Source organism: Streptomyces sp. TBY4, assembly GCF_024213195.1.
In the GTDB taxonomy this organism is placed as follows: Bacteria; Actinomycetota; Actinomycetes; order Streptomycetales; family Streptomycetaceae; genus Streptomyces.
The window spans coordinates 236,282-249,049 of record NZ_JANAVF010000008.1; the positions used below are offsets into that span (position 1 = coordinate 236,282).

Here is a 12,768-nt window from a genome sequence, read left to right on the forward strand (position 1 = left end):
TTCTGTACAGGTGTGAGCAGCTCGTGACGGGGTCGTGATGGATGGTCAGGAACTGCTGCCGCAACTGGAACTGGACGAACTGCTACAACTCGACCCGCTGGAGGAGCTGGAGCAGCTCGACCCGCCGGAGCTGCCGGAACAGCTCGACCCGCCGCCCCCTCCACCACCGCAGCCGCCCCCGCCGCCCGCACCGCAGCTGCTTCCGGAGGACCCGCAGCCGGTCCCGCCGCCCCCGCCGCCGTCGGAACCCGCGCACCAGAGGACCGGAATGACCTCGGCCGCGGATCCGGAGCCGCCGGAGCGCGTACGGGACTGGGCCGCGGCCAGCCGGGTCCCGCGGGCCGCCGGCACCAACTGCTCGCGCAGGTAGGGGTCCCGCAGGCCGCGCAGCCCGAACAGCGAGGTCTGGACGTACGGGCTCTGGTCGGCCCCGTAGTGGGCACGGACGGCGCGCAGCGCCTCGGCCCCCGCCGGGGTGATCCGCCGCCGGGCGCGGGAGGCGGCGACGGTGCCCACGGCGATCCCGGCCAGCAGCACGGGCAGCACCTCGGCGACGAATGGCACGCCGTTCCCCTCGTGGAGCACGAAGTCGGCCACGGTCAGCGGCAGCGAGAGGACCAGCAGCACCCCGCACACCACGGCCTGGGCCGTTCCGTGGACGCGCAGGCGGCGCTGCCGGGCGCCGGGGGTGGTGATCAGCCCGCGGGCGGCCAGCGCGTCGCCGGTCTCCTGCACGGCCGGGTCCCGCATGGCGGCGTAGCGGATCTGGTAGAGCCACCCGGAGGGGGCGCCCTGGCAGGCCTGGAGCACGGCCCGCTGGGCGGGGTCGCCGCCCCGCACCCCGGGCCGGACCTGGACGATGCCGGGCCCGCCGACCAGCATCCGGCCGTCGCAGAGCAGCGAGACGAGCGCGGCGTCCACCACCGCGCCGGGCCCGCCGGCCATGAAGGCGGCCTCGGACAGGTCGTGCAGCCGCGGGGCGGGCCCGAGGCCGGCCGGCCGGGACTGCCGCAGGCCGCGCAGGAGCAGGACGCCGGAGGCGATGACGCCGATCCACACGGCCACGGCGAGGAGGTCGAAGAAGTTCACGCCGCCCTCCCCACCAGGGCGCGGGCCCAGCGCACGGCCCGGCCCGGCGGCCGCGCCCCGGCCCGGTCCCGCCACCAGAGCGTGAGCCGGCGCCGGGCGGCGGGGTCGGCGGGCAGGTCCCGGACCAGCAGGTGCTCGGCGAAGTCCAGGGCGTCGCGCCGGTATCCGGCGGTCATCGGCCGGTGCCGGGCGTAGCGCAGGAAGGCCTCCCGGTACGGGTCCTCCCCGCCCAGGATCCCGGGCAGCTCGGGCGCCAGCCTGGCCACCACCCCGGCCCGCTTGGCCGCGAGCGCCCGCGCCTGTACGCGGACCCGCTGCCGGTCGAACCCCTCGGGCACGGGAGTCCCGGCAACGAGCGCCGACAACAAGGCAGCCTGCCCGATCCCCACCCGAGTCCGCACACCACCGAGCCCGCCCACCTCAGCCCGGCCGGCGTTCGAGGCGTGGGTCGGGGCGGCCCCCACTCCAGCCCCGCCGGCGTTTGAGGCGCGGGTCCGGGCAGCGCCCGGGGAACGGTGGAAGGGCGGGTAGGGGACAGCCCCCGCAGGGCCGCCCAGCACCCCGCGGATCGCGGCGAGCTCACCCGCCAGCTCGGCCTCCGCCGGAAAGTCGTCGTCCCGCTCCAGGAGCACCCCGGGCGGGTCCACCCTGGAGCGGAGCTCCGCGAGGATGTCCAGCACCGCATCCGGCACCGGATGCGCATGCGTGTCGTGCCACACCCCACCCCGCTCCACGCCCCCGGCGACGTGCACGTACGCCAGCGCCTCCAGCGGGATGCCCTCCAGCACGGCGACGGGGTCCTCCCCCCGGTTGACCCGGTTGGTGTGCAGGTTGGCCACGTCGATCAGCAGCCGCACCCCGGTCCGCTCCACGAGCTCGGTCAGGAACTGCGCCTCGGTGAGCTCCTCCCCGGGCCACGACACCAGCGCCGCGATGTTCTCCAGCGCGAGCGGCACCGGCAGCGCGTCCTGCGCGATCCGTACGTTCTCGCAGAGCACGTCCAGCGCGTCCCGGGTCCGCGCCACGGGCAGCAGGTGCCCGGCTTCCAGCACCGGTCCCGGCGCCACCGAGGAGGTCCGTACGAAGGCGATGTGCTCGGTGACCAGCGGAGCCCCCAGGGCCACCGCCCGCTCCCCGAGCGCGGCCAGCTTCGCCGGGTCCGGCCGGTCGGCGCCGCCGATGCCCAGCGAGACTCCGTGCGGCACCACGCGGACCCCGCGGTCGAGCAGCCGCACGAGGGACTCCGGCAGGTGGCCGGGGCAGATGTTCTCCGCCACCACCTCGACCCAGTCCAGGCCCGGCAGGCCTTCGACCGCCCCCGCGATCTCCGGCCGCCAGCCGATGCCCACCCCCAGGTGTGCCATGGGCTTCATGTCCCCCTCGCCCCCTCTCATCGGTCGTCCTGCCGATGTCATGGCCCCGACGGAGCCGGGCCAACCCGCCCAGGGGGACGTTCAGAGCAACATTTGAGGTTCCGGGCCGCGCGACCCCGTTACAGCCGGGCCCGCAGCGCCGGATGGTCCGCGACCACCGTGCACGAACCGGGTGCGATCTCCGTGAACCCCGCGTCCCGCACCACCGGCAGCCCGCTCCCGGACAGCTCCGCCCACCGCTCGCGCGGGGCCGTCCGTACGGCCAGCCGGAAGCCGGACTCCCGCCACGCGGCCCGCTCCGGGCCGGTCAGCTCCCACCACGCGAGCTGCGCCGCGTGCCCGGCCTGGGCCATCGCCTTGCCCGCCGACATGTCCAGGCCGGGGTTGAGCCAGAGGACCGGCAGGCCGGCCTCCGCCGGTGCGACCGGCTCCGGGTCGTCCAGGTCGGTGCCCGACACCTGGAGCTTGGCGAGCTCCTTGGGCCAGCCGTCGAGGGGGACCGGCGGGAAGACCCGTACCTCCGAGTCCGCGCCGTGCACCGTGAGGCCCGGCAGGGTCCCGGCCTTGCGCCACTCCGCCCCGCGCGCCCGGCGCACCACCTTGCGGATCCGCGCGTCCTGCCAGTCCCGCACCGCGGCCGCCCACTCGCCCTCGCCGGCCGACCGCTCGTCGGTGAGCAGGACGAGCACCGCGCGGGCGGCCGTCTCGAGGGCGTCGGTCCGGGCCGGAGGCTCCGCCTTCTCGATCCGCACGACCAGCGGGAGGACGTACTGCGGTGCGTCGTCGCGGGCGATCCGCTCCTGCCGGAAGGGACTGTCGGACCCGACGGCGGGGGCAGCGGGTACAAGGGTGTCGTGGTGCGTGTCCTCGGTGCTCATCCGGCCAAGGATGCCAGCCCCCGCCCCCGGGCCGGTGCCCGAGGGGCCGCGGGCCCGGGTGAGTAGGCTCGTACCCATGGACCAGACGGAGCAGCACGCGACCGAATCCTCGTACTGCCCCGCCCCCGCGGCCCCGGCCGGGCGGGTGGCCGGGCCGCCCTTCGCGGACTGCGTGGAGTGCGGGAAGCCCACCGAGTACGGGGTCGCCACGCCCGGTGTGGTGCTGTGCCCGGTGTGCGAGTGGCAGGACGCGCAGCGTACGGCCTGCTCGGGCTGAGCCTGCCGGGCCCGCAGGGTCCGCGGGGCCCGGGCTACTTTCCGATGAGGTCGGAGACCTTGACGAAGCGGTAGCCGCGCTTGCGCAGCTCCGGGACGATCTTCCGGATGGCCTCCTCGGTGACCGGGGCGGCGCTGCGCGTGCAGTGCATGACCACGACCGAGCCGGGCTTCACCCCGGCCAGGACCTGCGCGGCCACCGCGTCGGGATCCTTCGCGAAGGCGTCCCCGCTGACCACGTCCCACTGGACGGCCGTGACCTTGGACGTGGAGATGGCCCGCAGGGCCTGGTCGTCGTAGCAGCCGCCCGGGAAGCGGAAGTACGGGACGGTGTTGACCGCGCCCGCCTTGCGGAAGGCGTCGAAGGCCCGGTCCACATCGGCCCGGGCGGCGGCCTCGTCGAGGGTGGGGAGCCCGTAGCAGGGGGACTTGAAGGCGTGGTGGCTGTACGAGTGGTTCGCGATCTCGAAGTTCGGGTCGGTGCCGATGGACTTCGCCTGGTCCGGGTACTCCTCGGCCCAGCGGCCCGTCATGAAGACCGTCGAGGGCACCTTGAGGGTGCGCAGGGTGGAGATCAGCTGCGGGTTGTCGAAGCGCTCGCCGCCCGCCGCGCGCGGTCCCTGATCGGAGGTCATGTCGGCGTCGAAGGTCAGCGCCACCGTCTTGTCGGTCTGCTGCTTCGCGCGCTCGAAGACGGGGGTCAGGCCGTTCGGGCCGGGCGCCATCGTCGGCGCCCTGCCGGGGGCCCCGGGCTGCGGTTCGGCCGCCGGCGGACTGCTCTGGGAGCCGGCCGGCGGGGCCGCGGAGCCCGCGGTGGAAGGGGAGGCGGAGGGGGCCGCGGAGGCTCCCATCCGGGCCTGGCCGCCGGCGTCCGACGTACCGGTGCCGCCCCCGCACGCGGCGAGGGCGGCACTGAGAGCTGCTACGGCCGCGACGGCGGCCGTCCTGCGCACTGAGATGATCACATACGCAAAATATATGATTATGTGGCGAGCAGGCGGGTGCGGCACTCCTCCACGTCGAAGTCACCCTTCGGGTACTGCGGCGCGATGCCCTCCAGATGCTCCAGCAGCAGTTTGCTGATCGCCCAGTTGCGGTACCACTTGCGGTCCGAGGGGACCACGTACCAGGGCGCGACGTCCGTGGAGCAGCGCTCGAGCGCCAGCTCGTACGCCTGCTGGTACGCGGGCCACACTGAGCGCTCCTCGATGTCGCCGACGTTGAACTTCCAGTGCTTGTCCGGGTTGTCGAGCCGCTCCAGGAGCCGCTTGCGCTGCTCCTCGTAGCCGATGTGGAGGAAGACCTTCACCACGGTGACGCCGTCGTCGGCGAGGGACTTCTCGAACCGGTTGATCTGCGCGTAGCGGCGGCCCAGCTGACTGCGCGGCACCAGGTCGCGGACGCGGGCGATGAGGACGTCCTCGTAGTGCGAACGGTCGAAGATGCCGATCTCGCCCGGCTGGGGGAGCGCCTTCATGACCCGCCAGAGGAAGGGGTGGTTCTGCTCCTCCGGGGTGGGCGCCTTGAAGGCCTTGATCCGGCAGCCGGAGGGGTTGAACAGGCCGATCACGTGCTTGACCGTGCCGCCCTTGCCGCTGGTGTCCATGCCCTGGAGCACCAGCAGGACCCGGCGGCGGTCGCCCGCGGTGCTGGCGGCGTAGAGCCGTTCCTGGAGGGAGCCGAGCCGTTCGGCCATGTGGGCCGTGGCCGCCACGCCGGCCGCCTTGTCGGCCGGACCGCCCGGGGTGGCCGCGGGATGGAAGGCTCCGAGATCGACGCGCTCGCCGGAGGGGACGCGGAGCAGGGGGCCCAGGGGGGTGTCGTACCCGTGGACGTGACCGTGGCTCCCGGACTTGCGGGCGCCGCCCCGGGAGCCCTTGGAGTTCTCGGCGGAGATGCGGAGCAGCTCGCGCAGGGAGAGGGGCTTGGACTTCACCTTCCCGCCTGCGGCGGGGGCCTCGGCCTTCTTCTCGCCCTTGGCGGGCGGGGCCGACTGCGCGGCCGCGTCGGGGCCGCCGCCCGGCTCCCCGGCCTGCGCCGCCTTGCCCGCCTTCGGCGTCGCCTCCCGGGCGCCCGGCTTCGAGGCCTTGGCCGGCTTCCCGGAGTCCGCCGCCTTGGAGGCCTTGGAGGCCTTGGCGGTGGTCCCCGCCTTGCCCGCCTTCGGCGACCCGGCGGCCTTCTCGGCCGTGGAAGCCTCGTCCGCCTTCGCACCCTTGGAGGCCTTGCCGGGCTTCTCCGTCTTCCCGACCTTGGGGGACTTCCCCGCCTTGGCGGCGTCGGCGGACTTGGCCGACTTCGCCGCCTCCGCGCCCTTGGGAGACTTCGAGGCCTTCGCGGCCCCCGCACCCTTGGCCGGGTTCCCGTCCTCCGTGCCCTTGGCGGCCTTGGTCGCCGCCGCGGGCTTGGTGCCCTTCCCGGACTTCGCCGTCTCCGTCGGCTCGGCCGAGCCCGTCGGCTTCCCGCTGTCCTTCTTGGCCACCGCTACCTACCTCGATCCGTCGACTCCCTACGATCCTCCACCACAACGCCGTGGGCCGCGACGTGACGAAAGACCAGGCGGGGCGGGCCGGAAGGCGGTGAGGGCGGGCCGTAAGACGGTACGGGTCACTGCCAAGGACCCGTCACCGCGAAGGTGGTGCCGGGGGCGTACGCGTTCACGTACATGGTCCGGGCGTCCGGGGAGAAGGTGACCCCGGCGAACTCGCTCCACTCCGGCGCCCCCGGCTTCCCGGTGTCGGCGGCGTTGCGGGCCATCGGGTAGACCTCGCCGCCGGGGGTCACGCCGAAGACGTACTGCGCGCCGCCGCCGTCCTCGCACACCATCAGTCCGCCGTCGGGGGCCAGGCAGATGTTGTCGGGGGAGTCGCCGGGCAGCTCGACGTCGGCGGAGGGGCCGAAGACCACGTCCAGCCGGAGCCGCGCGCGCAGCGGGTCGTAGAACCACACCTGGCCGTGGTGGTCGGCGGGGGAGCCCTCGCGGGTGCGGGAGTAGCTGGAGACGAAGTGGACGCCGCCGTCGCCCCAGTAGCAGCCCTCCAGCTTCTGGGCGTGGGTGATCCCGCCGGGGCCGAAGTCCTGGAGCCGGATCGGGGTCCCGGACGCGGACGGGTCCGGTACGGGGACCCACTCCACCGGGAACTCGGCCCCGGGCTCGTCCACGACCGCCAGGTTCGCCAGTCCGGGGACCCGCAGGGCCTCCAGCTCGCCGCCCGCGCGCAGGGAGCCGAGGCCGCCGAGGGGGCGGGCCGGCAGGAACCGGTAGAAGAGCCCGAAGGGTTCGGTGAAGGCGTCCTCCGTCTCGTAGACCACACCGCGGTACGGGTCCACGGCGACGGCCTCGTGCGCGAAGCGGCCCATCGCGGTGAGCGGGACGGCGCCGGAGCGGAGGGGGTCGGCGGGGTCCACCTCGAAGACGTAGCCGTGGTCGCGGGCGTAGCCGGCGGTGCCCGCCCGGTCCTCGGTCTCCTCGCAGGACAGCCAGGTGTTCCAGGGAGTACGGCCGCCCGCGCAGTTGACGGCGGTGCCGGCGAGGGCGACGCGCTCGGCGGTGACCCGGCCGTCCGGGTCCAGTTCGAGGAGGGTGCAGCCGCCGAGGGCCTCCGGGTCGTAGGTGAGTCCCTCCACGGGAGGGACCCGCCGGGAGGCGGTGGTGCGGTTCTCGTGGTTGCGCACCAGGCGGACGCGGCCCAGCCCGGCGTCGAAGGCGGCCATGCCGTCGAAGTTGCCCGGGACGGTGCCCTCGCCCGAGCGCAGGGGATCGCCGGCGCGCGAGAGGACGCGGTACGTGAACCCGGCGGGCAGGTCGAGCAGTCCGGCGGGGTCGGGCACGAGGGGGCCGTGGCCGCGGGCGGGCGCGGAGGCGGTGGCGGCGCCGGTGAACAGCGCGCCCAGGGCTCCGCCGAAGGAGACGGCCGCGGCCGCGATCAGACTGCGTCGGCTGAGGTTCATCGGCAACTCCGGGGCGGGGGCGGATATCGACGGGGCCGTGGTATCACGCCACCCCGTCGCCCTTGCCGCGCCGCGCGCAGGCGGGCTCCGCCGGGGGGAGTCCGCCTGCGCGGAGCCGTGCCCCTCCCCGCCCTTCCCCCGTTCCCCGGGGCTCCGCCCCGGACCCCGCGCCTCAAACGCCGGCGGGGCTGGATCGGGGCGGAGCGCAGGCGCTAGGCCAGCTTCGCGCTGAGGGTGATGGTCGTACCCGTCAGGGCCTGGCTGACCGGGCAGTTCTGCTTGGCGTCCTCGGCCGCGGCGACGAACGCGTCGTTGTCCAGGCCCGGCACCTCGCCCTCGACGGTCAGGTGGATCCCGGTGATGCCCTTGCCCGGCACGAAGGTGACGGCGGCCGAGGTGGTCAGCTTGACCGGCGGGTTGCCGGCCTTCGCGAGACCGTTCGAGAAGGCCATGTTGAAGCAGCTCGAATGCGCGGCGGCGATGAGCTCCTCCGGGCTGGTCCGCCCGTTCGCCTCCTCGTCGGTCCGCGCGGGCCAGGAGACGGGGTAGCTGCCGAGGCCGGACGAGTCGAGCGTGACGACGCCCTTGCCTTCGAACAGGTCGCCTTCCCAGACGGCGTGTGCATTGCGGGTGGCAGCCATGGTGGATCCCTTCGCAGAAGTGGAAACGGCCGGTCCGCGGAACGGACCGGCGTCCCCAAACCTACTGGGATACCAGGGGCTTCGCGTCGCGTGCCAGTGCGGTGAGCCGTGAGATGGCCCGGAAGTACTTCTTGCGGTAGCCGCCGTTCAGCATCTCGTCACTGAACAGCCGGTCGAAGGGGGCGCCCGCCGCCACGACCGGGACCTCCCGGTCGTACAGCCGGTCGGCCAGGACCACCAGCCGCAGCGCCGTCGACTGGTCCGGGACCGGGCCGACATCGGTGAGGCAGACGGCGGATATCCCGTCGGTCAGGGCCCCGTACCGGCTGGGGTGGACCCGCGCCAGGTGCTCCAGCAGCCCGGGGAAGTCGTCGAGGCTCGCGCCCTCGGTGGCGTACGCGGCCTTCGCGACCTGCTCGTCGGAGAACGGCGCGGGAGCCTCGGGCAGGCCGCGGTGGCGGTAGTCCTGGCCGTCGATGCGCAGCGGACGGAAGTGCGCGGAGAGCCCCTGGATCTCCCGCAGGAAGTCGGCGGCGGCGAAGCGGCCCTCACCGAGCTTGCCGGGCAGGGTGTTGGAGGTCGCGGCCAGTGCAACGCCCTGCTCGACCAGGCGGCTGAGCAGGGAGGAGACGAGGACGGTGTCGCCCGGGTCGTCGAGCTCGAACTCGTCGATGCACAGCAGGCGGTGCCCGCCGAGGGTCTGCACGGTCTGCTGGAAGCCGAGCGCGCCGACGAGGTTGGTCAGCTCCACGAAGGTGCCGAAGGCCTTCAGCGCCGGCTCGGCCGGGGTGGCGTGCCAGAGGGAGGCGAGCAGGTGGGTCTTGCCGACGCCGTAGCCGCCGTCGAGGTAGACCCCGCGCGGGCCGGCCGGGGCCGCCTTCGGGGCCCGCGAGAACCACCGCTTCTTGCCCGAGCCGCTCGCGTGCGCCCCGCCGAGGCCCGCGGCGAAACCGCTCAGCACGGTGACGGCCTCGGACTGGCTGGGCTCGCCCGGGTCCGGGTCGTAGGTGTCGAAGCGCACCGCGTCGAACCGGGGCGGCGGCACCATCTCGGCCACGAGCCGTTCGGCGGGCACCCGCGGCTCGCGGGCGCACAGGGACTGCGGTCCCGCGTCGGCTATCGGGGGCCGCCCGGAGGCTGACGCTGAGGGCGAGAGTGATGTTGACACAGCTCTTAACTCTACGGGGCGTGGCACACTGCACCGATGCGACGCCTGTTCCCTGTGACCGATCAGACATCAGCGGACCTGACCGACCGAGCATGGTCGCTGGACGAACTTGCCGAGGCGTACGAGTACCCCGATTGCGGCCCGGACGGCCACTGGCTGCGGGCCAACATGGTCTCCTCCCTGGACGGCGCGGCCCAGCACGACGGGCGCTCCCAGCCCATCTCCAACGAGACCGACATGCGGATCTTCGGCACCCTGCGGGCCCTGGCCGATGTGGTGGTCGTCGGCGCGGAAACGGTTCGCCAGGAGGGCTACCGCCCGGCGCGGGCCCGGGAGGCCTTCGCCGCCCGCCGCGCGGCGGCGGGCCAGGGGCCCGCGGCCGTCATCGCCGTGGTCTCCGCGAGCCTGGACCTGGACTTCTCGCTGCCGCTGTTCACCTCCCCGCTGGTGCCCACCCTGCTGCTCACCGGCGCCGCCGCCCCCGCCGACCGGGTCGCCGAGGCCACCAAGGCCGGGACTCAGGTGGTGGTGGCCGGCGACGGGGCGGGCGTGGACCCGCTCCGCGCCGTACGGGAACTCGCGGACCGGGGGCTGCGCCGCCAGCTCACCGAGGGCGGGCCCCGGCTGCTGGGCCAGTTCGTGGCGGCGGACGCGCTGGACGAGCTGTGCCTGACGATCTCGCCCATGCTCACGGCGGGTGACGCCCAGCGGATCTCCGGCGGCCCCTCCGTCACGGTTCCGCACCGGCTCGCACCGGCCTGCCTGCTGGAAGAGGCCGGGTTCCTCTTCACGCGTTACCGTCGGATCTGAAGAGAGGCGGAATTTGTCGTTCCGCTTAGCTTCCGCTGGGCACATAACTGGGCAGGTATAACCGCACAGGCCCCGTGCGACAGCGGGGCAGGATGGTTTCCGCAGGGGCCGGCCGGCCGGCCTCGGCCCACGAAGGAGAGGGCGTCCGTGTTCACGAGCGTATTGATGATCGAGCAGCCGCTGACCCCCGTCGACGTGGACTTCGTCACGACCCTCCACGGAGACGAGCAGGTCTCCTTCATCGTCCTCATGCAGCCCCGCGGCGACCGGGACCGGCTGCTGCGCGCCATCGACGACGTAGCGCTCGGTGAGCTTCCCGAGGCCATTCGCGAGGGCGACGAACCCGAGGGCGAGGCCGCCCGCGGCCCGGCCGAACAGGCGATCGAGCACTCCCTCGCGTCGCTGCGGGCCAAGGGAGCCAAGGCCGTCGGGCAGATCGTCGAGGAGCATCCCCTCGACAAGCTGAAGGCGGTGGTGGACGAGACCAACGCCGACGAGGTGATCGTGCTGACCGCCCCGCACTACGTCGAGGAGTTCTTCCACCGGGACTGGGCCTCGCGGGCGCGCCACAAGGTCGGCGTTCCGGTGCTCAAGCTCTTCGCCCACAAGGAATAGGGTGGAGGCGGTCGGCTCGCGCATCCGCATCGCGCATCCGGCTGCCGTACGTACGCACTCGATCCTGGAGCTACCTGCATGAAGCCCGGCCTGCCGACCGCCATGGAACGGCCCCACTTCATCGGCATCGGCGGCGCCGGCATGTCCGGCATCGCGAAGATCCTGGCCCAGCGCGGCGCCCAGGTGGCCGGCAGCGACGCCCGTGACTCCGAGACCGCCCAGGCGCTGCGCGCCCACGGCGCCACGGTCCACATCGGGCACGCCGCCGGTCACCTCGCCGACGACGCCACCTGCGTGGTCGTCTCCAGCGCGATCCGCGCCGACAACCCGGAGCTGGCCCGTGCCGCCGAGCTCGGCATCCCCGTCGTGCACCGCTCCGACGCCCTGGCCGGGCTGATGGACGGCCTGCGGCCGATCGCCGTCGCCGGCACCCACGGCAAGACCACCACCACCTCGATGCTGGCCGTCTCCCTCTCGGCGCTGGGTCTGGACCCCTCGTACGCCATCGGCGGCGACCTGGACGCCCCCGGCTCCAACGCCCACCACGGCGAGGGCGACATCTTCGTGGCCGAGGCGGACGAGAGCGACCGCAGCTTCCACAAGTACACGCCCGAGGTCGCCATCGTCCTCAATGCGGAGCTCGACCACCACGCGAACTACGCGTCGATGGACGAGATCTACGAGTCCTTCGAGACCTTCGTCGGCAAGGTCGTCCCGAGCGGCACCATCGTCGTCTGCGCCGACCAGCCGGGTGCCGCGGAGCTCATCCGCCGCATCGGCGCCACGCCGGGTCCCCGGCTCGTCACCTACGGGGAGTCCGCAGGCGGAGACATCCGCATCACCAAGATCACCCCGCGCGGCATGACCAGCGAGGTCACCGTCGTCCTGGACGGCCGCCCGCTGACCTTCACCGTCTCCGTGCCCGGCCGCCACTACGCCCTCAACGCCGTCGCAGCCCTCGCGGCCGGCGTGGCCATGGGCATCCCCGCGCACAACCTGGCCTCCGCCCTCGGCAAGTACACCGGGGTCAAGCGCCGCCTCCAGCTCAAGGGCGAGGCCGCCGGGGTCCAGGTCATCGACTCCTACGCGCACCACCCGACCGAGATGACCGCCGACCTGGAAGCCATCCGGGGTGCCGCAGGGGACTCCCGCATCCTGGTCGTCTTCCAGCCGCACCTCTTCTCCCGCACCCAGGAACTCGGCAAGGAGATGGGCCAGGCCCTCGCCCTCGCCGACGCCTCCGTCGTCCTCGACATCTACCCCGCCCGCGAGGACCCGGTCCCCGGGATCACCAGCGAGATCATCATCGACGCGGCGCGCGCCGCCGGGGCCGACGTCACGCCCGAGCACTCCAAGGAAGCCGTCGCCGACGTCATCGCGGGAATGGCCAAGCCCGGCGATCTCGTTCTCACCATGGGTGCGGGCGATGTCACGGACCTGGGGCCGGCCATCCTGGCCCGTCTGTCGAACTGACGGCTCTGGGAAGAGCGGAAAAGCGGGAGAGTGGTCATGTCGTACGAGGTCGAGAAGACGGACGAGCAGTGGCAGGCGGAGCTGACCCCGGCCGAGTACCAGGTCCTGCGCCTGGCCGGAACCGAGCCCGCCTTCCGCGGTGAGTACACGGACACCAAGACCGAGGGCGTCTACAGCTGCCGCGGCTGCGGCTCCGAACTCTTCCGCTCCACGGAGAAGTTCGAGTCGCACTGCGGCTGGCCGTCCTTCTACGACCCGAAGGACTCCGACGCGGTCGAGCTGAAGGCGGACGTCAGCCACGGCATGGTCCGCACCGAGGTCCTGTGCGCGAAGTGCGGCTCCCACCTGGGCCACGTCTTCGAGGGCGAGGGCTACCCGACCCCCACGGACCAGCGGTACTGCATCAACAGCATCTCCCTGCGGCTCACCCCCGCCGGGGGCTGACGACCAGATGGTCTCCCGGCGCCCGAGGGGCGCCGGGAGGACCACCCACAGGG

13 protein-coding genes are annotated in these 12,768 nt (G+C 73.5%); 5 read left to right on the plus strand and 8 right to left on the minus strand.

What is annotated here, in order from left to right; all coding sequences use genetic code 11:
* Positions 1-45 precede the first annotated feature (45 nt).
* From NLX94_RS39020 to NLX94_RS21275, 3 genes are all read right to left on the minus strand, one after another.
* Positions 46-1,089, minus strand: a complete 1,044-nt coding sequence (locus NLX94_RS39020; protein WP_308402479.1) for a TIGR04222 domain-containing membrane protein — start codon at positions 1,087-1,089, stop codon at positions 46-48.
* Positions 1,086-2,462 (minus strand): DUF692 domain-containing protein, encoded by a 1,377-nt coding sequence (locus NLX94_RS21270; protein ID WP_254384573.1) that lies wholly within the window; start codon positions 2,460-2,462, stop codon positions 1,086-1,088. Before NLX94_RS21270 ends, NLX94_RS39020 begins: the two co-directional genes overlap by 4 nt.
* A 119-nt stretch (positions 2,463-2,581) precedes the next feature.
* Entirely contained in the window at positions 2,582-3,340 is a 759-nt protein-coding gene (locus NLX94_RS21275) for an aminoacyl-tRNA hydrolase (protein WP_254384574.1), read from the minus strand.
* A gap of 76 nt (positions 3,341-3,416) precedes the next feature.
* On the opposite strand from NLX94_RS21275, the gene NLX94_RS21280 reads away from it, so the two are divergent.
* Entirely contained in the window at positions 3,417-3,617 is a 201-nt protein-coding gene (locus tag NLX94_RS21280; RefSeq protein ID WP_254384575.1) for a hypothetical protein, read from the plus strand.
* Positions 3,618-3,651: 34 nt separating this feature from the next.
* Here NLX94_RS21280 and NLX94_RS21285 read toward each other — a convergent pair whose 3' ends face one another.
* The 5 genes from NLX94_RS21285 to zapE form a co-directional block, all read right to left on the minus strand.
* Positions 3,652-4,581, minus strand: a complete 930-nt coding sequence (locus NLX94_RS21285; RefSeq protein WP_254384576.1) for a polysaccharide deacetylase family protein — start codon at positions 4,579-4,581, stop codon at positions 3,652-3,654.
* Between the two features lie 17 nt (positions 4,582-4,598).
* Positions 4,599-5,513 carry a PPK2 family polyphosphate kinase gene (locus NLX94_RS21290; protein ID WP_374684003.1) on the minus strand — a complete coding sequence of 305 codons (915 nt, stop codon included), beginning with the start codon at positions 5,511-5,513 and terminating at the stop codon, positions 4,599-4,601.
* A gap of 707 nt (positions 5,514-6,220) precedes the next feature.
* Positions 6,221-7,564: an alkaline phosphatase PhoX gene (locus NLX94_RS21295; RefSeq protein ID WP_254384577.1), complete on the minus strand. Its 1,344-nt coding sequence runs from the start codon at positions 7,562-7,564 to the stop codon at positions 6,221-6,223.
* A 212-nt stretch (positions 7,565-7,776) separates the two neighbouring features.
* Positions 7,777-8,205 (minus strand): OsmC family protein, encoded by a 429-nt coding sequence (locus NLX94_RS21300; RefSeq protein WP_254384578.1) that lies wholly within the window; start codon positions 8,203-8,205, stop codon positions 7,777-7,779.
* 61 nt (positions 8,206-8,266) lie between these two features.
* Positions 8,267-9,373 (minus strand): cell division protein ZapE, encoded by a 1,107-nt coding sequence (gene zapE / locus NLX94_RS21305; RefSeq protein WP_254384579.1) that lies wholly within the window; start codon positions 9,371-9,373, stop codon positions 8,267-8,269.
* 36 nt (positions 9,374-9,409) lie between these two features.
* On the opposite strand from zapE, the gene NLX94_RS21310 reads away from it, so the two are divergent.
* The 4 genes from NLX94_RS21310 (at position 9,410) to msrB (ending at position 12,715) form a co-directional block, all read left to right on the plus strand.
* Entirely contained in the window at positions 9,410-10,183 is a 774-nt protein-coding gene (locus NLX94_RS21310) for a pyrimidine reductase family protein (RefSeq protein WP_254384580.1), read from the plus strand.
* A 147-nt stretch (positions 10,184-10,330) separates the two neighbouring features.
* Positions 10,331-10,798, plus strand: coding sequence for an indole-3-glycerol phosphate synthase (locus NLX94_RS21315; RefSeq protein ID WP_254384581.1), 468 nt, complete (start codon positions 10,331-10,333; stop codon positions 10,796-10,798).
* 78 nt (positions 10,799-10,876) lie between these two features.
* Entirely contained in the window at positions 10,877-12,271 is a 1,395-nt protein-coding gene (murC, locus tag NLX94_RS21320; protein WP_254384582.1) for a UDP-N-acetylmuramate--L-alanine ligase, read from the plus strand.
* A gap of 36 nt (positions 12,272-12,307) precedes the next feature.
* Positions 12,308-12,715 (plus strand): peptide-methionine (R)-S-oxide reductase MsrB, encoded by a 408-nt coding sequence (msrB, locus tag NLX94_RS21325; protein WP_254384583.1) that lies wholly within the window; start codon positions 12,308-12,310, stop codon positions 12,713-12,715.
* The last annotated feature ends 53 nt before the right edge of the window (positions 12,716-12,768 follow it).